The 21,455-nt window shown below is 52.2% G+C and carries 19 protein-coding genes, 1 tRNA gene and 1 riboswitch; of the genes, 18 read left to right on the forward strand and 2 right to left on the reverse strand.

The annotated features are described in order from the left end of the window. Window positions 1-1,481 precede the first annotated feature (1,481 nt). The 17 genes from hisF to PRIO_RS00880 all read left to right on the forward strand — a co-directional run bounded on the left by hisF (window position 1,482) and on the right by PRIO_RS00880 (window position 19,069). Window positions 1,482-2,240: an imidazole glycerol phosphate synthase subunit HisF gene (gene hisF / locus PRIO_RS00800; protein WP_020425606.1), complete on the forward strand. Its 759-nt coding sequence runs from the start codon at window positions 1,482-1,484 to the stop codon at window positions 2,238-2,240. After that, on the forward strand, window positions 2,237-2,968 hold the full coding sequence (hisIE, locus tag PRIO_RS00805) for a bifunctional phosphoribosyl-AMP cyclohydrolase/phosphoribosyl-ATP diphosphatase HisIE (protein ID WP_020425605.1): 732 nt from the start codon (window positions 2,237-2,239) through the stop codon (window positions 2,966-2,968). Before hisF ends, hisIE begins: the two co-directional genes overlap by 4 nt. Before the next feature lie 15 nt (window positions 2,969-2,983). Next, window positions 2,984-3,811, forward strand: coding sequence for a histidinol-phosphatase HisJ (gene hisJ / locus PRIO_RS00810; RefSeq protein ID WP_020425604.1), 828 nt, complete (start codon window positions 2,984-2,986; stop codon window positions 3,809-3,811). Window positions 3,812-3,834: 23 nt separating this feature from the next. Then, on the forward strand, window positions 3,835-4,779 hold the full coding sequence (locus PRIO_RS00815; protein WP_020425603.1) for a ribose-phosphate diphosphokinase: 945 nt from the start codon (window positions 3,835-3,837) through the stop codon (window positions 4,777-4,779). A 271-nt stretch (window positions 4,780-5,050) separates the two neighbouring features. Beyond that, the gene (locus PRIO_RS00820; protein WP_020425602.1) at window positions 5,051-6,784 is read left to right on the forward strand and encodes a tetratricopeptide repeat protein; all 1,734 of its coding nucleotides are present in this window, start codon (window positions 5,051-5,053) and stop codon (window positions 6,782-6,784) included. A 19-nt stretch (window positions 6,785-6,803) separates the two neighbouring features. Next, window positions 6,804-7,757, forward strand: a complete 954-nt coding sequence (trxB, locus tag PRIO_RS00825) for a thioredoxin-disulfide reductase (protein WP_020425601.1) — start codon at window positions 6,804-6,806, stop codon at window positions 7,755-7,757. Window positions 7,758-7,831: 74 nt separating this feature from the next. Then, window positions 7,832-7,937, forward strand: a riboswitch (TPP riboswitch). A gap of 216 nt (window positions 7,938-8,153) precedes the next feature. Beyond that, window positions 8,154-9,848 (forward strand): phosphomethylpyrimidine synthase ThiC, encoded by a 1,695-nt coding sequence (gene thiC, locus PRIO_RS00830; protein WP_020425600.1) that lies wholly within the window; start codon window positions 8,154-8,156, stop codon window positions 9,846-9,848. 232 nt (window positions 9,849-10,080) lie between these two features. Beyond that, window positions 10,081-10,305 carry a DUF1858 domain-containing protein gene (locus tag PRIO_RS00835; RefSeq protein ID WP_020425599.1) on the forward strand — a complete coding sequence of 75 codons (225 nt, stop codon included), beginning with the start codon at window positions 10,081-10,083 and terminating at the stop codon, window positions 10,303-10,305. Between the two features lie 17 nt (window positions 10,306-10,322). Continuing rightward, window positions 10,323-11,582, forward strand: coding sequence for a DUF438 domain-containing protein (locus PRIO_RS00840; protein ID WP_020425598.1), 1,260 nt, complete (start codon window positions 10,323-10,325; stop codon window positions 11,580-11,582). 193 nt (window positions 11,583-11,775) lie between these two features. Beyond that, window positions 11,776-12,726 carry an ROK family glucokinase gene (locus PRIO_RS00845; RefSeq protein ID WP_020425597.1) on the forward strand — a complete coding sequence of 317 codons (951 nt, stop codon included), beginning with the start codon at window positions 11,776-11,778 and terminating at the stop codon, window positions 12,724-12,726. Between the two features lie 46 nt (window positions 12,727-12,772). Continuing rightward, window positions 12,773-13,672, forward strand: coding sequence for an RNase adapter RapZ (gene rapZ / locus PRIO_RS00850; protein WP_020425596.1), 900 nt, complete (start codon window positions 12,773-12,775; stop codon window positions 13,670-13,672). 56 nt (window positions 13,673-13,728) lie between these two features. After that, a complete protein-coding gene (locus PRIO_RS00855) occupies window positions 13,729-14,664 on the forward strand; it encodes a gluconeogenesis factor YvcK family protein (protein ID WP_167330785.1) in 936 nt (311 codons plus the stop codon). 32 nt (window positions 14,665-14,696) lie between these two features. After that, window positions 14,697-15,626, forward strand: coding sequence for a DNA-binding protein WhiA (gene whiA / locus PRIO_RS00860; protein ID WP_020425594.1), 930 nt, complete (start codon window positions 14,697-14,699; stop codon window positions 15,624-15,626). 97 nt (window positions 15,627-15,723) lie between these two features. Then, the gene (locus PRIO_RS00865; protein WP_020425593.1) at window positions 15,724-15,993 is read left to right on the forward strand and encodes an HPr family phosphocarrier protein; all 270 of its coding nucleotides are present in this window, start codon (window positions 15,724-15,726) and stop codon (window positions 15,991-15,993) included. 162 nt (window positions 15,994-16,155) lie between these two features. Next, window positions 16,156-16,914, forward strand: a complete 759-nt coding sequence (locus PRIO_RS00870; protein WP_020425592.1) for an SIMPL domain-containing protein — start codon at window positions 16,156-16,158, stop codon at window positions 16,912-16,914. 288 nt (window positions 16,915-17,202) lie between these two features. Continuing rightward, window positions 17,203-18,315, forward strand: a complete 1,113-nt coding sequence (locus PRIO_RS00875) for a PdaC/SigV domain-containing protein (RefSeq protein ID WP_020425591.1) — start codon at window positions 17,203-17,205, stop codon at window positions 18,313-18,315. 115 nt (window positions 18,316-18,430) lie between these two features. Beyond that, window positions 18,431-19,069 (forward strand): GDSL-type esterase/lipase family protein, encoded by a 639-nt coding sequence (locus PRIO_RS00880; RefSeq protein ID WP_020425590.1) that lies wholly within the window; start codon window positions 18,431-18,433, stop codon window positions 19,067-19,069. A gap of 79 nt (window positions 19,070-19,148) precedes the next feature. Here the strand turns inward: PRIO_RS00880 and clpP are convergent, their stop codons facing one another. Further along, a complete protein-coding gene (gene clpP, locus PRIO_RS00885) occupies window positions 19,149-19,745 on the reverse strand; it encodes an ATP-dependent Clp endopeptidase proteolytic subunit ClpP (protein ID WP_020425589.1) in 597 nt (198 codons plus the stop codon). A 193-nt stretch (window positions 19,746-19,938) separates the two neighbouring features. Then, window positions 19,939-20,013, reverse strand: a tRNA-Arg gene (locus PRIO_RS00890). A 332-nt stretch (window positions 20,014-20,345) separates the two neighbouring features. Between PRIO_RS00890 and PRIO_RS00895 the strand changes: the two genes are divergently transcribed. Continuing rightward, window positions 20,346-21,398, forward strand: coding sequence for a sugar-binding transcriptional regulator (locus PRIO_RS00895; protein WP_020425588.1), 1,053 nt, complete (start codon window positions 20,346-20,348; stop codon window positions 21,396-21,398). The last annotated feature ends 57 nt before the right edge of the window (window positions 21,399-21,455 follow it).

The following is a 21,455-nucleotide window of genomic DNA, read 5'->3' on the forward strand; positions in this document are numbered from 1 at the left end:
CAGAGGTTATAGGGCTGCAGAGCGCCGCGATGTTCACCTACCCGCATGAATTTTTTTCGGATATATTCAGGAGCTACTTGTGTTCTCTTACCTTCTGGATTTCGTGGGAAGCTTAACTGTATTTCGTACATTTAATTTCAGTTGAAAGGGTCTGAAGGGAACTTTAATTGCATTTCGTACAGCTATAAATAGGTGGATAGACCATGTGCGGGAGATTGCCGAAATTTAGTTGTACGAAATACATTTAAACTAATGGACTGCCTAAAAGCCGAGTAAATAATTGTACGTTATGCAGTTAGGCCCTCAAGGTCATGTTGGTTGACTAGGCGTTTATGAAATGATTGCACTTTCTGCAATAGAAAGCTCACTGTTATGCGTATGATCGCCTTCTGCTGTATTTCGTGCAATTGATTTCAGAGAATCTGGTCTAAATTGCCATTTTGGCTCGATTCTGCTGTACAGAGTGCAGTAGTTTGGATTTTTTGGCTGATTTATGTGTTATCTGTTGTACAAAGTGCAATCATGTTGAGTTTGACGCTCAAGCCGGGGTCAAAGTTTGTTTAATGCTCACACAGATGCAGTTAGGCGTACCATTACTAGCATTTCGCAGGCGGTGCGAGCCGCCGACCCCGCCAGGGGCCAAAACGTGGAACACGAAGGTTTGTTTTTCGGTTTGAACGAGTGTTTTTGGGCTGGTACTTGTTTTTTGATCTATAGAGATTGAATTAAACGAGCTTATGAACAGAGCAGTCACCCTAGTGGGAAAAGGGATCACAATCGGGCTTATTCGGCTTATGGAGTAACCTATGTTGGAAAAAGTATCACTAATCGAGATCGTATGGCTTATGGAGAAGGCTATGTTGGAAAAAGTACCACTAATCGGGATCATTCAACTTATGGAGAAGCCTATGTTGGAAAAAGTATCACTAAACTAATTCAGCTAAAAGCGGATGTGTAGGATAAATATGCATGAATTAGGTGTACAAAATCCAACTAAAACCTGCTGTAGCCGGAATTTCAGCAAATTAGTTTTACTTTTTCCACTTAGCTTTAGTTCCTAATGAACTGTATTGCGTTCCCCAAGCTTTCAAATCTCCTGTTCAAGTCATAATGCACTTATAATGTTTTACGGTCTTAGGTTTTAAAGGTGTTTTGCCCTTAAAGGTGTAATGCCTTTGCAGCTGTATTGCCTTTAGCATTTGTAATGCCTTTTGCAGTTGTTTTACCCTTGCAGGTGCTCTGCCGTTGAAGCGGCCCCGCAGGGGTTAGCGCTCTATAGCTCACAGTCGCCCGGGAACGCACAACCTCCGCCCACGCCAGCCGTCCGGGTGTCCAGAGGGCCGGGGCCCTTGGGGTCCCCCTTGGCTAAGGGGGATTTAGGGGGATCGAAAACTTTTAGGGGGATCGAAATTTCTTAGGGGGATCGACAGAGTTGGATCGAAAAAAGTTTTCACTCGAAAACTATAGAAAGGGGTTATTTCATGTTAGCCAAACGCATCATTCCCTGTCTGGATGTGAAGGACGGGCGGGTAGTCAAGGGCGTGAATTTTGTGAATCTGCGCGATGCCGGGGATCCGGTGGAGCTGGCGGCACTGTATGACCGGGAGGGCGCAGATGAGCTTGTGTTTCTCGATATTTCCGCTTCTGTCGAAGGCCGGGCCACGATGGTGGAAGTTGTGCGGCAGACCGCCGGTGAAATCGCCATTCCGTTCACAGTAGGCGGAGGGATCTCCACAGCGGAGGATATGAAGCGCATCCTGCGTGCCGGTGCGGACAAAATCGGCATCAATACCGCAGCTGTCAACAATCCGCAGCTCATTCTTGAAGGAGCTCGCCGTTTCGGCGCGCAGTGCATTGTAGTGGCGATGGATGCCAAATATAATGAGGCTTGGGGCGAATGGGAAGTATACACGCACGGCGGACGCAAGCCTACGGGAATCCGTGCGCTGGCCTGGGCCAAGGAGGCCGAGAAGCTGGGAGCGGGCGAAATTCTGCTGACCAGCATGGATGCGGACGGCACCAAGGACGGCTTCGATCTGAAGCTGACCGCAGCGGTCAGCGACCTGCTCACCATTCCTGTAATTGCCTCCGGGGGAGCGGGAAAGATGGAGCATTTTTATGATGTATTTACCGAAGGCAAAGCCGATGCGGGACTGGCGGCGACGATTTTTCACTATAAAGAGATTGCCATTCCTGATTTAAAAGCAGATCTGAAGCAAAAAGGGGTAGAGATCCGATGAGCGAAGCCGAACAAAACAAAGTCTTAAGCCAGCAAGAGGTGCTGGAGGGCATCCGCTGGAATGAAGCCGGACTGCTGCCTGCCGTAGTGCAGGATGCGGACAGCCTGGAAGTCTTAATGTTTGCCTATATGAACAAAGAATCGCTGCAGCTCTCGCTGGAGAGCGGGCAGACCTGGTTCTGGAGCCGTTCGCGCGGCGAGCTGTGGCATAAGGGAGGGACCTCGGGTAATACCCAGGCCATTACTTCGATTCATTATGACTGCGACAGCGATACGCTGCTGGTGAAGGTGGTACCGGAAGGGCCGGCATGTCATACAGGAGAAACCTCCTGTTTCTTCCGCGAGCTTCCGCTGAGCAATCCTGCAGCAGCAAAAGGGGCTAAGGGAGGCCCGGAAGCAGTCTCTGCCCGGCCAGGGCTGAACGACAGTGCGCGGTTTGCGGTACTGGGCGAGCTGGAACGAGTGATTGCCGAGCGGGAAGCTGAGCGTCCGGAAGGCGCCTATACGACCTACCTGTTCGACAAGGGGGTTGACAAGATTCTTAAAAAGGTAGGCGAAGAAGCTTCCGAAACGATCATCGCTGCCAAAAATAAAGATAATGCCGAGCTGCGCCTCGAGGTCAGCGACCTGATCTATCATCTGCTGGTGCTGCTGCAGGAGCGCAAGCTGCCGCTGGATGAGATTATGGATGAGCTGAGCCTCCGCCATGAACGGCCCCGCCGCGATTAGGAAGGAGCCTTCAGCATGCGTATTGATTATCATACCCACCATGAACGCTGCGGCCACGCGGTAGGGACATTAGAAGAATATGTTCAGCGGGGGATTGAACTGGGACTGGAGCAGCTCGGACTGTCGGACCACCTGCCGCTTATCCATGTGGACCCCGAGAGCTACTATCCTGAGATGGCTATGCCGCTGTCTGAGCTTCCCCGTTACGTTGAAGAATGTTTGAATCTGAAAGAACGCTATCGCGGGAGAATTGAGCTGCGGGTCGGGCTGGAAGCCGATTATATCGAAGGGTATGAGGAGCAAATCCGCGAGCTTTTGTCACCGTATCCGTGGGATTATCTGATCGGGTCGGTGCATTTTCTCGGAGAATGGGATATCACGGACTTTCGCCAGACCGGAGGCTGGGAAGGCCGGGATGTGATGGAGGTCTACCGCCGGTATTATGATGCGGTGCGGAAGTCGGCGTTATCGGGATTATATGATATTATAGGACATATGGATGTTATCAAACGGTTTGGCTACGGTCCACAGACACAGGAGGGCAAGGCCGAGGTGCGGGCACTGGAGCTGGAAGCGCTGAAGGCAATAGCCGGCAGCGGCATAGCGATGGAACTCAACGCTTCAGGGCTTACCAAGCCCTGCGCGGAGATGTTCCCCGCGGAGCATGTGCTCCAGCAGGCGCTGGAGCTGGGCATCCCGCTCACCCTTGGCTCTGACGCCCATGATCCCTTGAAGCTGGGAGACGGCCTGCAGGAAGCGCGCAGCCTGCTGTGGCGCACAGGGTTCCGCAGGCTGGCAGTGTTTGAGGGGCGTGTCCGCACATTGGTCCCGTTTGAACTATAAATTTTGATCCCCAGGAGGGCACTATGCATCAATTGCGTATTTTTTCCGGTTCGTCGAATCCGAAGCTGGCCGCAGATATTGCGGAGCGTCTGGGTGCCCCGCTGGGCCAGATTAAGCTGACCCGCTTCAAGAGCGGCGAGATTTATGTGCATTATGAAGAGAGCATCCGGAACTGTGACGTATTTTTGGTGCAATCCCTCGCCCATCCCATAAATGAGCTGTTCGTAGAGCTGCTGGTCATGATCGATGCCGCCAAACGCGCATCGGCGAGAACGGTTAATATTATCGTGCCTTATTACGGCTATGCCCGGCAGGAGCGGAAATCTGCGCCGCGCGAGCCGATTTCAGCCAAGATGGTGGCCGATGTGCTTACGACCGCAGGAGCCACCCGTGTGATTACGATTGATCTGCATGCGGCGGCGATTCAAGGCTTTTTCAACATTCCGGTGGATCACTTGACGGCACTTGATCTGATTAGCGGATATCTGAAGGTGAAGGGCTTATCCGACCTGGTGGTTGTGTCACCGGATGCGGGCCGTGCCTCCATGGCCGAGAAGCTGGCCAGCCGTCTGGATTCGCCGTTTGCCATTATGATCAAGAAACGCCCGGCTCACAACGAATCGGTAATTACGCATGTGATTGGCGATGTAGAAGGACGGACGCCCATCATTATCGAGGACCTGATTGATACGGGAACGACGATTGTGAATGTGGTGGAAGGCCTGAAGGAGCGGGGGGCCAGGAACAGCATCGTTTGTGCCACCCATGGTCTTTTTTCCGGAGACGCCTTGAGCCGTATGGTTCACCCTAATATAGATGAAATTGTCGTTACCGATTCTATTGCGCTGCCGGATGATCATTCCAGCCGCTTCACTGTGCTCTCCGTAGCGCCTATGCTGGCTGAAGCCACACGCATTATTATCGAAGGCGGTTCCATTGACAAGCTGTTCATAGACGCGGGAATTTAGGTTCCTGCGTCTTCTTTATGGAGAGACAAGAAGCGGGCGGGGTAAATCAATCATGCCGGATGGGTTGGGATGGTTTTTCAAGCTTTTACCTCCTGGAGACTTCCTTCCGAGCTTGAGAATCCCCCAGTCAACTGTGGTATACTGTTTGGAGACAGTCGGGACCATAAATGGCAACGACGGTACTTAAATGGGAGCCAAGGCAGAGATTTACCGCCGCTCTCCTATTTTTCGTGAGGATAAGGAAGCTTACAAAGGGAGGTGCCTTGCTTCCATGATTGAGAGAACTTCAGAGAATGACGTGGAGAATGGCAACGTGATTCCCGTTACTCTGGATGCCAATTTTTTCTTTGAAAGAGCCGTACGGTCATTGGACCGCTTTCAATATGATAAGGCATTGAAGAATTTTCGCAAAGCTGTTGAATATGAACCGGAAAACCCGGTGAATCATTGCAATATGGCGGGTATATTATCCGAGATGGGCAAATATGAGGCTTCCAACGACATTTTGACCCATGTTTTGGAGGAAGTTGACCCCTCTATGACGGAATGCCACTTCTATATGGCTAATAACTATGCAAATATGGAAAGCTTTGAAGAGGCCGAGCGCAGTCTGGTCACCTATCTTCAGGAGGATGCGAACGGAGAGTTCATAGCCGAGTCTGAAGAACTGATGGAGCTGCTGCAATATGAGCTGAACCGTCCGGCTCCGCTGGTCCGGATCCGCAGCCGGGAAGGTGTAGTGGAGCACGACAGAGCACGCAGCCTGCTCGAGGAAGGAAAGTTTCCGCAAGCAGTCACGCTGCTTGAAGAAATTGTGCAGAACATCCCCGATTTCCTCGCGGCGCATAACAATCTGGCTCTTGCCTATTTCTACATGGGCCGCTTTGCCAAAGCCAAGGAATGCCTTGACGAAGTGCTTGCGCAAGACCCGGGCAATCTCCATGCACTATGCAACATGGCTATTTTCCTGCAGTATGCGGGCGACCGGGAGCAGCTGGCGGGGCTGGTGGGCATGCTGGAAGCCACAGTGCCTTTTCACCAGGAGCATGTATTCAAAATGGCTACAACGATGGGGATTCTGGGCAAGCACAGAACGGCCTACGGACACTTCCGCCGCCTGTTGAAGGATGAAGAGGTCGGTGGTGATGCCAGCTTGTACCATTACTGCGCGGCGGCGGCAAGCAACAGCGGATTTGTGAGCGAGGCGGTACGCTGCTGGCAGATGGCCGCGAAGCTGGACCCTGAGTCGGCAGTACCGAAGTTTTTCCTGTCCCAGCTACAGCTGGCACAGGCCGAGGGCCGGCCGCTGCCTCCGGTAAGCTATAATTATCAGCTGCCTTTTCAGGAGCAGCTCAAGCAGTGGAAGAACAACATGGACAGCTTCTCGGAAGAGGTGCGGAATAATCCGCTGCTGCGCGCTTCGTTCTTCTGGGCGCTGCGTTACGGCGATGCAAGTACGAAGCTTCAGGTGACAGAGGCGCTCCGCTGGATCGGGGACGATGAACTGTCCGAGGTGCTTAAGGGAGCCGGGGGGCAGGAGCCGCTTCAGGAGAGTGCGCTTCTCGGCCTGCAGCGGCTGATCGGGGGCAGGCCTGAGGAGAGCGCGATCCAGAATGCCGTTCAGGAACCGGCTGTGCCAGGGTATAAGGGACTGCCGGAATGGAAAGAGGACTGGCAGCGGGTTATTGACCAGACAGCTGCCGTGATGGACCGGCGTTATGATGCCGTTCTGAAGAAGGATGCCGAGCTCCTCTGGAAGCAGTTCATCAGCCGTCTCTACCCGGATGTCCCCTTGTTTAGGCATACTGCCGGCTGGTGTGCGGCTCTGGAATATTTAACCGCCAAGCTGCACGGCTATCCGCTTACCTATCGTGAGGCTGCCCAGTGCTACAGCGTTTCGGTTTCCATGGTAAGCCGGTACGCGCGGCGTATTCATCAAGTATGCGGGTTCCCGCAGGACGGGGCGGCAGGCGACGTTTTGCCGCCTTTTACGGAAAATATCTGACCCTAAGGAGGATATACTCATGTACAAAACCATTGTAATCGGAACAGGCCCGGCAGGACTGACTGCCGCGATTTACCTGGCACGTGCCAATCTCAGCCCCCTTGTTATTGAAGGCCTGCAGCCGGGAGGACAATTGACTACAACGACAGAGGTAGAGAACTTCCCTGGTTTTCCTGACGGCATCCTGGGTCCGGATCTGATGGATAACATGCGCAAGCAGGCAGAGCGCTTTGGGGCTCAATTTAAGAATGGCTGGGTGGAGGCTGTGGACTTCTCACAGCGCCCGTTCAAGATAACCGTGGATGGCTTGGGTGTGCTGGAAGCAGAGACCGTAATTATTTCGACCGGGGCTTCGGCGAGGTACCTGGGCATCCCCGGAGAGCAGGACAATGTCGGACGCGGGGTCAGCACCTGCGCTACTTGCGACGGGTTCTTCTTCCGCGGCAAAAAGATTGTAGTGGTTGGCGGCGGCGACTCCGCCATGGAGGAAGCAAGCTTCCTGACGCGGTTCGCTTCCAGCGTGACCCTGGTCCACCGCCGTTCGGAGCTGCGCGCTTCGAAGATCATGCAAGACCGCGTGCGGGAGAACAGCAAGGTGGCCTGGGCACTGAACCGCACGCCGCTTGAAGTCGCCATCGGGGATACCGGGGTGAAGGGACTGAAGGTCCGCAACAATGAGACGGGGGCTGAAGAGCTTGTGGAAGCGGATGGCGTATTTGTCGCTATCGGCCATACACCGAACACGGCCTTCCTGGGCGGGCAGATCACTACCGATGCTAACGGCTATATCGTGGTGAATCCGGGTACAACAGAAACCAACATTCCGGGCGTGTTTGCTTGCGGCGATGTGCAGGACACCCGTTACCGCCAGGCGATCTCGGCTGCCGGGACCGGCTGCATGGCCGCCATGGATGCCGAGAAATATCTGGAAGGCTCGATGGTGCATGACTGGAGCGAAACGCTGGATAAGTAACGGAGGCGCTCAGTCAGCAAAAAATTTCATTGACACAAAATACCAATCCATGTAAATTGTATTTAATTAGATAAGATACCCACTAGGGGAGCCTGAATAGGCTGAGACGGGATAACTGATTCCCGGACCCTTGAACCTGATCTGGATCATACCAGCGTAGGAAAGTGGAGTCGGACCTTTTTTAGCGCAGCCTTCTTTGGCTGTTCCTGAATAAAGCCGCTCCAGGTGGAGCGGCTTTTTGAATTATAAGAATTTATAGGCTCTGCGCTATAAATTATCCTTTTAATTCTCGCTGAAACGGTAACTTCCTTATGCAAGGACGGTGCAGCCGTTTCGGCTTGCTGCGTGATTATCTTATCTGCACATTGCTCATAGGGCATAGAGGAGGAGATAAGAATGTCAGATTCAGTAAAGAAGGAAGAGGTTAACCTTTCAGGATTCCCCGCGAGCCGCAAGGTGTATGTAGAGGGCTCACGCCCGGATATTCAAGTGCCGATGCGTGAAATCTGTCTCAGCCGGACTGAGGGCGTGGCGGGAGATTCGGACAATGCGCCGCTGCGTGTCTATGATACCAGCGGGATTTATACGGACGACGGACAAGAGACCGATATCCGCAAGGGGCTTCCGCCGCACCGGTTATGCTGGATTGCGGAACGCGGAGATTCAGAAGAATACGCCGGGAGAGCCGTGCAGCCCGGGGATAACGGAAGAACTGTGGACGGGTTGCCGGAAGAAGGCTATTCCGGCTTGAAGCGGCGTCCGTTAAGAGCGCGTGAGGGCCGCAATGTCACCCAGCTGCACTATGCGCGGCAGGGGATCATTACACCGGAGATGGAGTATATCGCCATCCGTGAGAACACCCGGCCTGAATTCGTAAGGGACGAGGTCGCGGCAGGCCGGGCGATTATCCCGTCCAATCTCAACCATCCCGAGAGTGAGCCGATGATCATCGGGCGTAATTTCCTGGTCAAGATCAATGCGAACATTGGAAATTCTGCCGTATCTTCATCTATCGATGAAGAAGTGGAGAAGATGAGGTGGGCAACACGCTGGGGGGCCGACACGATTATGGACCTCTCCACCGGTGCAAAAATCCATGCCACCCGCGAATGGATTATCCGCAACTCGCCGGTTCCAATCGGTACAGTGCCCATCTACCAGGCGCTGGAGAAGGTAAAAGGAATCGCTGAGGATTTGACCTGGGAGCTGTACCGCGACACGCTCATTGAACAGGCGGAGCAAGGTGTGGATTACTTCACCATTCATGCCGGGGTGCTGAAGCGCTATATTCCCCTTACGGCCGGCAGAATGACGGGAATTGTCTCACGGGGGGGTTCCATTATGGCGGCCTGGTGCCTTGCCCATGATCAGGAGAACTTTTTATATACGCATTTTGAGGAGATTTGCGAGATTATGAAAACTTATGATGTCGCCTTTTCCCTGGGAGACGGACTCCGCCCGGGCTCCATCGCCGATGCCAATGATGAGGCCCAGTTTGCTGAACTGGAGACGCTGGGGGAGCTGACGGCGCTGGCCTGGAAGCATGACGTTCAGGTGATGGTGGAAGGTCCAGGCCATGTGCCGATGCACAGGATCAAGGAGAATATGGATAAGCAGCTGGAGCTTTGCCGGGAAGCGCCTTTTTACACACTCGGTCCGCTGACCACGGATATTGCCCCCGGCTATGACCATATTACATCGGCAATCGGTGCGGCAATGATCGGCTGGTTCGGGACAGCGATGCTCTGCTACGTTACCCCGAAGGAGCATCTGGGCCTGCCGAACAAGAACGATGTGCGCGAAGGTGTCATTACTTACAAAATCGCTGCACATGCCGCTGACTTGGCCAAGGGGCATCCGGGCGCGCAGGATCGGGACAACGCACTCTCCAAGGCGCGGTTCGAGTTCCGGTGGCGAGACCAGTTCCACTTGTCGCTGGACCCGGAACGCGCGCTGGAGTACCATGATGAGACGCTTCCGGCGGAAGGCGCCAAAACAGCGCATTTCTGCTCGATGTGCGGCCCCAAATTTTGCAGCATGCGGATCTCGCACGATATCCGCAATTCGTCCAGGCTGAGCAGAATGCTATAACCTGCAGCAACCTTTCCAAGAGGCTGTTTCCGACGCTATAACATGCGGAGGGGACAGCTTTTTTCTATATACATGTCATTCCGTATCCACGTGGCAATTCAATCATTTGGTCAGTGTTATTAAGTTTATGAATTTGTGATTGCAATCACAATCCGCCTCTGTGCCCTATGCTAAGCTGGTGTTGAGAAAGGTTATCAATTAGCCCGAGGTTAAGCTGCAGGAGGAGAGCGCAATGAGCAAAGGCCTTAACATGGATGAGTCCATATTTGAGCTGGTCAGCCGTTATCCGGAGGTCGTAGATATTATGGTGGAGCTGGGGTTCCGCGATATCACCAAGCCAGGCATGCTGCAGACGGCAGGCCGGTTCATGACCCTGTCCAAAGGAATCACAATGAAGAAAATGAATCGCGAAATCGTCCGGCAAGCTTTTGAACGCCATGGCTTCGAGATTATGTGAATAAAGGAGAGAGTACAATGAGCGAACTGATTAACAACCGGGAAGTGGATGTTCCCGAGCAGACACGCCGCCAAGCCATGCTTAGGGAAATTATCAAGGAGCTGCATGCCGGAAAAAGTGTGGAGGAAGTCAAGGCGCGTTTTGCAGAAGCGGTAGGCGATGTTACGGTAGCGGAAATTTCGGCTATGGAGCATTCACTGATGACGGAAGAGGGGATTCCTGTAGAGGAGGTGCAGCGCCTGTGCTCTGTGCACACGGCCATTTTCAAAGGGTCGATCCAGGAGATTCACCGGTCCAATAAACCGGAGGAACAGCCGGGGCATCCCGTACACACCTTCAAGCTGGAGAACCGCGAGATTGAACGTCTTGTGAACTTCCGCCTCCAGCTTCATACCGATAAATTCCTAAGAAGCGGCACGGAAGAGATGAGGTTCAAGCTGCTGGAGGATCTGAGCCTGCTGCTCGATCTCGACAAGCACTACAGCCGCAAAGAGAATCTGCTGTTTCCCTATCTTGAGAAATACGGCATCTATGGTCCCACCAAGGTGATGTGGGGAGTGGATGACGGTATCCGCAGCATGATTAAGCAGGCCAAAGCCGCGCTCAGTTCTTACAACGGGGAAGCCGAGGAGCTTGGTGCTCTGCTGGCGAACATTATTCAGGAAGTAAATGAAATGATTTTTAAGGAAGAAAACATCCTGCTGCCGATGGCGCTCGACAAACTGACTGAGGATGAATGGGTCAAAATCGCCCGCGAAAGCGATGAAATTGGCTTCTGCCTGGCTGCGCCCGAGCAGGAATGGATTCCTGAGCGTGCCCCGGAACCGGAAGGCGCTGCAGCGCCAGCGCAGGAGGGAGGAGTGGCTCCTCAGGGCTTTATCCGCTTCGAAACGGGTCTGTTGTCGCTGCATCAGCTGGAAACAGTGCTGAACCATTTGCCGGTCGACCTGACGTTTATTGACGAAAATGACGTAGTCCGCTACTTCTCGCATGGTAAAGAGCGTATTTTTGCCCGCACCAAGGCGGTCATTGGACGCACGGTGCAGAACTGCCATCCGCCGCAAAGCGTGCACGTGGTAGAAAAGCTATTGGCCGATTTCAAGGCAGGCCGCAAGGATGCTGAGGATTTCTGGATTGCCATCAAAGATAAATTTATCTACATCCGTTATTTCGCTGTCCGTGATGAAGCGGGAAAATACATGGGCACGCTTGAATTCACCCAGAATATCGCGCCGATCCGCGCACTGGAGGGGCAAAAACGGATTTTGTCGGAATAGCGCATAGTTCAAACGTCTGGAGAAACGGAAGCCGCCTCTTTTGGAGGACGGCCAAGCCGTTTCTTTTTGCATAAAAAATACCAGCCGCCTTATATGGCCGGGTGTGCCGCCTTTCCTTGACCGCAGGGGTACCTTCTATTATAGTGGGTACGTAGGATTAACTATTTTAGCATAGAAAAAGGTGGCTTGTTACATGTCTGAAAGTATCTACGTTGGCGTTGACTTAGGTGGAACCACGATTAAGGTTGGAATCTGCAATGCCGAAGGGAACCTGCTGCATACCTATGAGGGGCCTACGGGGACTGCGGATGGCGTCGATGCCGTCATCGATAATATCGAAAAGTATGTGCGTCAGATTGTGGAGGACTCCCCGTACTCTTGGGATCAGCTTGCCGGTGTAGGAGCGGGCCTGGCCGGGTTTACGAATATTCGTGAAGGAATTATCATCCTTGCGCCTAACATAGGTTTTAGAGATGTGCCGATCCGATCCATTCTGGAAGGTCGTTTGAACAAGCCAGTCAAAATAGACAATGACGCCAATGTGGCTGCGCTGGGCGAGGCCTGGAGCGGCGCGGGACGCGGTGTGGAGAACTGCGTGTGCTACACGCTGGGCACCGGTGTCGGCGGCGGAATTATTATTAACGGCAAGGTGTATCAAGGGTTTGCAGGACTTGCCGGCGAGCTAGGGCATATTTCTGTAGTGCCTGACCTGGAAGCTATTCAATGCGGCTGCGGCAATATGGGCTGCCTGGAAACGGTTTCCTCTGCTACGGGTATTATCCGCATGGCTAATGATGCTGTAAGCCGCGGCGACCGCACCTCGCTGTCCATGGTAGAGAAGATTGCAGCCAAAGAGGTATTTGATGCGGCTAAGGCCGGAGACGAAGTGGCTCTGCGGATTGTGAACCGTGCTGCGTTCTATCTGGGCAAATCCATGGCTGCTGTTGCAGCGGTGCTGAATCCCGAAGTGTTTATCGTCGGCGGCGGTGTCTCCAAAGCCGGAGACATTCTCTTTGACGAGGTCCGCCGCGTGTTCGCCAAGCTGGCTCCGGCCCCGCTGCAGACCGGTGTGACAATCGTGCCTGCCGAGCTGGGAAATGATGCGGGTATTATCGGTGCCGCAGGTCTTTTGCTGCGTTCTTAAGCAGCTGGAATTATTCATATACTATGGATAGGGAGGGGGCGCTTCGATGACCGAATTGGAACAATCACCGCCCGGTGGAGCCACCCTGATTATTATTACGGGCATGTCAGGTGCAGGCAAGACAATTGCTGTGCAGAGCCTGGAGGATCTCGGATTCTTCTGTGTGGATAATTTGCCGCCGGTGCTGATTCCCAAGTTCGCCGAGCTGATAGAGCAGTCGAAAGGGAAAATTGCCAAGGTGGCGCTTGTTATCGATTTGCGCGGCAGAGAGTTTTTCACAGCTTTGTCGGAATCGCTATCCTATATCAAGGATGAGTCTACGATCGGCTTCGAAATTCTGTTCCTGGATGCAACGGATTCCGTACTGGTACAGCGCTACAAGGAGAGCCGGCGGCATCATCCGCTGGCACCCAAAGGCATGCCGCTTGACGGCATCCGTCTGGAACGCCAAATGCTGGAGGAGCTGAAGAATTCAGCTACCCTGTGTTTGGATACCAGCAGCATGAAGCCGGTTCAGCTGAAGGAAAGGATCGTCTCACGTTTTTCCCATTTGGGCAAAAGCACCCTTTCTGTCAACATTACCTCGTTTGGCTTCAAATACGGGATTCCGATCGACGCAGACCTCGTGTTTGATGTTCGCTTTTTGCCTAATCCGCATTATGTGGATCAGCTGCGGCCTAAGACGGGCCAGGACAGCGAGGTATACGATTATGTAATGAAATGGCCGGAAACACAGGTATTTCTGACCAAACTGCTGGATATGCTTCACTTCCTGATTCCGCAATACCGGAAAGAAGGCAAGTCCCAGATTATTATCGGCATTGGCTGCACAGGCGGCAAACACCGCTCTGTGGCGATATCAGAATATCTGGGCAAGATGCTGGGGGTTAGCGAGACGGAAGCGGTAGCGGTCAGCCACCGGGATTCCGAGCGTGATCGGCATTAAGAGAGAAGGGATCAATAGTGGCTGAAGAACAAGGACAGCGTCCGCGTATCGTCGTCATGGGTGGGGGTACGGGGTTGTCTGTTATGCTTCGCGGTTTGAAGGAAAAGCCGCTTGATATTACAGCGATAGTGACTGTGGCGGATGACGGGGGAAGTTCCGGCATACTGCGCAGTGAACTGCAAATGCCGCCCCCCGGCGATATCCGCAATGTACTGACAGCAATGGCTGATGTAGAACCGCTCATGGCCCAGATCATGAGATACCGCTTCAGCAGTGGTGAAGGGTTAGCCGGGCACAGCCTGGGGAATCTGATTCTGGCGGCGCTTACGGATATTTCCGGCGATTTTGTTACTGCAGTCCGGGAGCTTAGCCGGTTATTCGCCGTGCGCGGCCGGGTGCTGCCTGCTGCCGGTGAAGCCGTAGTGCTGCATGCCGAGATGGCTGACGGCTCCATTATCACCGGCGAGTCCAAAATTCCGGAAGCCGGCGGTGTCATCAAACGGGTCTTCCTGGAGCCGGAGGATGTTGAGCCGCTGCCGGAGGCCCTGGAGGCGATCCGCAATGCCGACGCCATCCTGTGCGGTCCGGGCAGCCTGTATACGAGCATCCTGCCCAATCTGCTTGTACCTAAGCTGGCGGAGGCCATTGTAGCCTCGGATGCGATCAAAATTTTTGTCTGCAACGTGATGACCCAGCCCGGCGAAACGGACAACTATACCGTCAGCGACCATCTTCAGGCTGTTTATGATCATGTTGGATTGCATTTATTCGATTATGTGATCGTGAACGACGGGGAAATTCCCGAGCAGGTGCAGGTCAAGTATGCGGAAAAGGGTGCCCGTCCGGTACAGCTTGACCGTGAGATCGTGGATGGCAACGGGTATAAGGTTATTGCTGACAAGCTGGTATTATTCAAGACCTATCTGAGGCATGATACAGATAAGCTCAGTCATCATATTTACCAGCTTGTGCAGGACTGGACTTCCAGATAAGTTTATTTAGGAACATGAAAGAGGTGAGCCCCTTGTCTTTTGCGGCCCTTACCAAAAAAGAGCTGACGATGGTGGAGAGCCAGCCTTGCTGCGAGAAAGCGGAGATGTCCGCGCTGATCCGGATGAACGGTTCCGTGCAGCTTTCAAGCAAAAAGGTAGTTCTCGACATTTCGACGGAGAACGCCGCGATTGCAAGGCGGGTATATTCTTTACTTAAGAAATATTACCAGGTCCATATCGAGCTGCTCGTGCGTAAAAAAATGCGTTTGAAGAAGAATAATGTCTATATCGTCCGAATTCCAAGCCGTGTCCAGGAGATTCTCAAGGACTTGCGGATCGTCTCCGAGGGCTTCATCTTCACCGATGGGATCGATCCGGAGATTATCGGCAAGAACTGCTGCAAGCGCGCTTATCTGCGCGGGGCATTTATGGCTGGAGGTTCGGTCAACAATCCGGAAGGGTCTTCCTACCATCTGGAGATTGCTTCGATGTATGAGGAGCACTGCAAGGCTCTGGTGGAGCTGGCGGGTGAGTTTCATCTGAATGCCCGCTGCATCGAGCGTAAAAAGGGCTTCATTCTGTACATCAAGGAAGGCGAGAAGATTATCGAGTTCCTGAGTCTGATCGGCGCCCATCAAGCGTTGTTCAAGTTCGAGGATGTGCGGATTATGCGCGATATGCGCAATTCCGTTAACCGGATCGTCAACTGCGAAACGGCCAACCTCAACAAGACCATCAGCGCGGCGGTGCGGCAGATCGAGAACATCAAGCTGCTGCAGCGTGAAGTGGGACTGGAAAGCCTGCCGGATAAGCTGCGCGAGGTAGCTGAGATCAGACTGGCACACCCGGATATTAACCTTAAGGAAGTCGGCGAAATGCTGAAGGGTACCGTGAGTAAATCGGGAGTAAACCACCGTCTCCGCAAAATTGACGAGCTGGCGGATAAGGTCCGGGGCGGCTGAATATTTTTTTTCTAGTGTGGTTGAGGTTATAATGATATAATATTATAAAATTAATGTGAAATTTTTGGGCAGATCTCAAATAGGGGGTAAGCGTTTCATGACAAAGCACCCGGTAGTTGTACGGTTGAAGACGGGTCTTCACGCTCGGCCGGCAGCATTGTTCGTGCAGGAAGCTAACAAATTCTCGTCGGAGATATTCGTCGAAAAAGACGATAAAAAAGTGAACGCTAAAAGCATCATGGGTATTATGAGCCTGGCGATCAGTTCCGGCACGGAGATTTTTATCAGCGCGGATGGCGCCGATGCGGATCAAGCTGTAACCGCTTTGACAAGTCTTGTCAGCAAAGAAGAGCTTGAGAACCAGTAATTGTTGCAGGACCGTACTTTTAAATGGTATGACAAAAAGCCCTTTGGGGCTTTTTTTAATTAATTTTTTTACGCAACCATTGATGCTATGCAACTTTTGCCAAGCCGCTCCGTCTAGAGGGTACATAACAACAATTTCAATTAACGAAAGGGGATGGCAAACATGAAGGCATGGAGTAAAAAGCTCGGAGCAGTAATGCTGGCAGGAAGTTTGATGATAGGAGGTATGGCTTTGGGTGGAGTGATTCAAGGTCCTGAAAAGGCTTACGCCGCCGAGGATGTCCAGAGAAATGTTGTGAGTGTCATCGGCAAGGGTGAACTCTCGCTCAAGCCGGATGTCGTCTATCTGTCGATTGGGGTTAACGCTACGGCAGCATCAGCGGAAGAAGCACAGAAGATCATTGGAGGCAAGATCAGTAAGATTTCAACATTGCTGAAGACGACTTGGGGCATTGCAGACAAGGATATCCAGAGCACACAATTCATCGTGCAGCCGAACTACACCTATAGTGAAAAAGAGGGTCAGCAGATCAAAGGGTATATTGCCCAGCATTCGCTGAAGGTCACCTATCGTGATCTGAACAAGGTTGGACAGCTGCTCGATGCGGCTTCTGCGGCAGGAGCGAACAACATCGGAAATACCCAATTTGCAATCGAGAATCCTTCCGCTTTAGAGGCGCAGGTGATTGAGAAAGCCATGGCGAATGCGGATGCCAAAGCCGGAGTCATTGCCAAAGCAGCCAAGCGGAGCCTGGGCCAAGTGATTACGGTTACGCAGAACGATGACGGCAATAACCCGGTCGTTTATATGGAGAATGCAGCGATGGCCAAATCCGTGGCAGATGCAGCCGGCGGCACCTACGTTGAACCCGGGGAAGTCAGAGTCTCAACCCAGCTTAGCGTAATGTATGAGCTGAAATAAACAAAACTCGTCAAGAGGCGCTTCTTCTGCTGGGTACAGCGGAGCAGTGCCTCTTTTATTTTTTGGCTGCGAATGGTTGCGAAATCTCTCATTTTGTTTAAAGAAATGTAATAAGCAGACCTGGAATCACCGGCGAAGCTTAAAAAATTGTAAGGGGCTTTGTAACAACCGCCATCTCTAATGTCTTTATAATGGGAAGAGTGAATGGGGACAGCAAGCAAGCTGCCGCTTTGATATTATGGAAATCACATCAAGGCTGTCAACATACCAGCGGAAGGGGATACTATTATGAAGAATATGAAGAAGCAGGCCCGTAAATGGGGCGCAGGCATTGTGGCAGCAGGAGTTTTGCTCGGTGGAGGGCTGTTGCCCGCAGAGGCCGGTCAGGCTGCAGCAGCGACGGTACAATCCAAGGCCAATCAATCCCTGGTTGTGCTGAAGGTGAACGGGACGATTACCCCGCAGACCGGTATGGTCCGTGAGGGTAAAGTCTGGGTTCCGCTCACGTTTCTGCGGGATTCCCTGGGCATGCCTTTAACCTATGATAAAGCGGAAAAAGCCTATACGATCGGCAAAGGAACAGCTAAGGTTAAGCTGACAGTTAACGAATACGGGAGCTCCATCTCGGTCAACAACTTTTATCTGAATGAATATGAGGGCAAAAACATCAATAACCGTTTGTTCGTTCCATTTAATCTGATCAGCGATTTTCTGGGATACAAAGGGGATTGGAATGCGGCTTCGGGCCGGCTGAATGTGGTCAGCAAACCGCAAAATGCGATCACCATCAAGACGGAGAGCATCGCCAAGGACCATAAAGACGCACCGGTCAAGCTGGACTACCCGCAAGTGTCTGGACTGGCGAATGCCGCGGCGCAGAAAACAATCAATGACACGATCAAGCAGACCTTTACCAAGTTTGCAGCCGAAGCGGAAAAAGAAATTGCGAACAAACCTTCAGATGACCGGCCCTATGAATATGACGGCGGATACGTGATCACTTACAATCAGGACGGCATCCTAAGTATTATTACGCAGCAGTACGAGTACAACGGAGGGGCTCATGGTATGACCTACCGCAATGCGTTTACCTTCTCTCTGAAGGACGGCAAACGTCTGCTGATCGGGGATGTGCTGAAGGCCAACCCTAACTATAAAAAAGAGCTAAATGCCAAGCTGTCCAGGCTGATTAAGGCGGACGGCGGCTACCTGGGCGGTTTCAACGGCCTTAACACGGAGAAGAACTTTTATGTGAAAGACGGGAAAATGGTCGTCTTCTTCCAGCTCTATGAATACACTGCATATGCGGCCGGATTCCCTCAGTTTGAGTTCACCTTTAAGGAATTGCTGCCGGACGGCAGCAGCCCGTTCGCTGGACTGAAATCGAACAATTTGCGATAAAAGAGTACATTGGCCGCTCCGCAGATGCCGTGTATGGACACCTTCCGGTTTCCTAATGCCTCTCCTGTTCATAAGCTAAAAGAGAAACCAGCTTATTGCGGGGAGGAAAGAAGAGATGAGCTATCAGTACACGGCCATTGGCGATTCTTTAACGACCGGATTCGGGGCGCTGCCTGGCAACGGATTTGTGCCGGTGTACCGCAGAATGGCTGAGGGACGGTTGCGTGAGCCCGTAGGCGCTGTGAATCTTGGCATCAATGGATTAACTACGGCTGCGCTGGAGCAGCGTCTGGGCAGTGACCCCATATTCCGCCAGTCCATCCGGAATGCAGAGATCATTACTTTGTCGATTGGCGGGAACGATCTGATCAAGGCAGCCAAAGCTGTGTCATTTCGTCCGGGTGATCTGTCTCCTGCGCTGGCAAGGGCGCTCCGCGAATGCAAAAGAAATTTCGGTGGGATTATGGGTTCGCTCCGGCAATTGAAGTACGGCAGCCGGCAGCCCTATATCATCCGTATAGTAGGGCTTTATAATCCCTATCCTCAGCTAACGGAAGCGACAGACTGGGTGCGTCAGTTTAACGCCTTTGCTGCGGGCTACAGCAGCGGTGTATGCGGGTTTGCCTCCATCTACCATGAGTTTGCCGGCAATGAGCGCAGCCTGCTGTCCCTGGATCATGTGCATCCCAATGGGCGAGGTTACCGTGTAATCGCCGGTAAGCTGGATTCTCTGGGTTACTGGCGGCTGGGATGACATACAGTTAAGCCAAACATAAGAAGAGGCTGCACCGGACCATTGGTCCGGGCAGCCTCTTCTTATGTTTGCTTGGATTTTAGACGCCTGAAGGAAGCGTCTTTTCGATAACCTTATCGACAATACCATATTCCGCTGCATCCACAGCACTCATAAAGTAGTCGCGGTCTGTATCCTTCTCGATGCGTTCCAGCGGCTGGCCGGTACGCTCTGCCAGGATATGGTTCAGCTTGTCGCGAAGCTTAAGGATACGGCGGGCACGGATTTCGATGTCCGTAGCCTGTCCTTGAGCACCGCCCAGCGGCTGGTGAATCATAATTTCACTGTTTGGCAGCGCGAAGCGTTTGCCCTTGGCACCGGCATTCAGCAGGAAGGCTCCCATGGAAGCGGCCATGCCCACACAAATCGTGGAAACATCCGGTTTGATGTACTGCATTGTATCAAATATAGCCATTCCGGCTGTAATAGAACCGCCAGGGCTGTTCACATACAGGTGAATGTCCTTATCCGGATCCTCGGCAGCCAGGAAGAGCATTTGTGCAATGATGGAATTGGCTACCACGTCATTAACCTCCGTTCCGAGGAAAATGATGCGGTCCTTCAGCAGGCGGGAATAGATGTCATAAGCGCGCTCGCCGCGGTTGCTCTGTTCTACTACCATAGGAATATAACTCACGTGGAAAACCTCCTTGAATTGGTTCTTCGAATGTGTTCATTGTTACTGTTACCGTAATAACCACATGATAAACAAATTCAAACAAAAAGTCAAAGAAAGTCAAACTCAGTTAATAAAAAAAGAGCCAACCAGCGGCTCTTTGGTTAAATACTATACGTGGGCATTGCTAAATTATGTACAAAAAAGGAATTAATGGCGCGCCCGCCAAGAATCGAACTTGGATCTCAGGCTTCGGAGGCCTACGTCATATCCATTGGACCACGGGCGCAACAAAAATTATTATAATCTATTTATGGCTCAATTGCAACGGATTAATTCTGCTGCTGCAAAAATATCTTTTTCAGGCCCTCCTTTGATATCTATCGGTGCTGGGAGGTAGTTTTGGAGCGGAATTATGTATGCAAATCGCAGGGCTTTCAGGACATTCCTTCATGAGGCAGATGTATAAGATGAAAAGAGGTTGAGAATTATACTCTCGGAAGACTTGCACTCCGCGTAATATTTGGGTAGAATATGGGTGGGACTTAAAAAGTTAACCCGGGACGTTTTAAGACCATGGACAAGGGAATAAGAGGAAGACGAAGTTGCAGGAGTGAAAGCATGCGTAATTTATTAGAAATCCAAAAGCAGCTTCTGCCTGATCTCATGGAAACCCTTAAGAGACGTTACACGATTCTGCATCAGATCATGCTGTCCGATATTATTGGGCGCAGAACGCTGGCCGCTTCGCTTGATATGACCGAGCGGGTACTGCGCGCCGAGACGGATCTTCTGAAATCGCAAGGGCTCATTGAGATCGAGAGCGTAGGCATGCGCGTAAGCGATGCCGGACGCAGACTGCTTGACCTGCTGGAGCCAATCGCCAAGAGCCTGTTTGGCCTGGATGATCTGGAGGAGAAAATTCGTACAACGTATGGTCTGAACAAAGTTATTGTTGTACCCGGTGATTGCGAAACGTCGCCGTTCACCAAGCGTGAACTGGGACGCGCGGGCGCCAAGGCATTGCTCGGCGTACTGCGTTCCGAAGATACTGTTGCCGTTACCGGGGGTTCAACACTCGCTGAAATGGCAGACCAGCTCACACTACCAATCCCCCTTTCCTATAAGAATGCCTGGGTTGTCCCGGCACGTGGAGGGCTGGGTGAGAGCATGGAAATTCAGGCCAATACGATTGCTTCAACAATGGCCAAGAGGATTGGAGCCAATTACCGCCTCCTCCATGTACCTGATTTACTAAGTGAAGATGCGTACCAGTCATTGGCGCTCGACTTCAACATAGGGGAGATCGTGCAAATCATCCGCAGATCGCGTATTATTGTGCATGGTATTGGAGATGCCATGGAAATGACCCGACGCCGTAAGCTGGATGAGGCAACTATCGCGGAAATCCAGGAAGAAGGAGCGGTTGCCGAATCGTTCGGCTATTATTTTAACGAAGAGGGTCAGGTTGTCCATACCATGCTGACTATGGGGCTCCGCCTGGAAGATATTATCCGCACCGAAGTGGTTATCGGTATTGCTGGCGGCAAACGCAAGGCAAAAGCAATTCATGCGATGCTGCGCTTTGGGCAGGAGGATATCCTCGTTACCGATGAGGCGGCTGCTGTCGAAATCGGCAAGGAAATTGACAATCAGAACCATACGGTCCTATAGTTTCCAATATATGGGGAGCAAGTCAAGGTATTATGCATTATACTTAACATTGTTGTC

Origin of the sequence: Paenibacillus riograndensis SBR5 (assembly GCF_000981585.1) — a bacterium.
Classification (GTDB): domain Bacteria; phylum Bacillota; class Bacilli; order Paenibacillales; family Paenibacillaceae; genus Paenibacillus_AQ; species Paenibacillus_AQ riograndensis.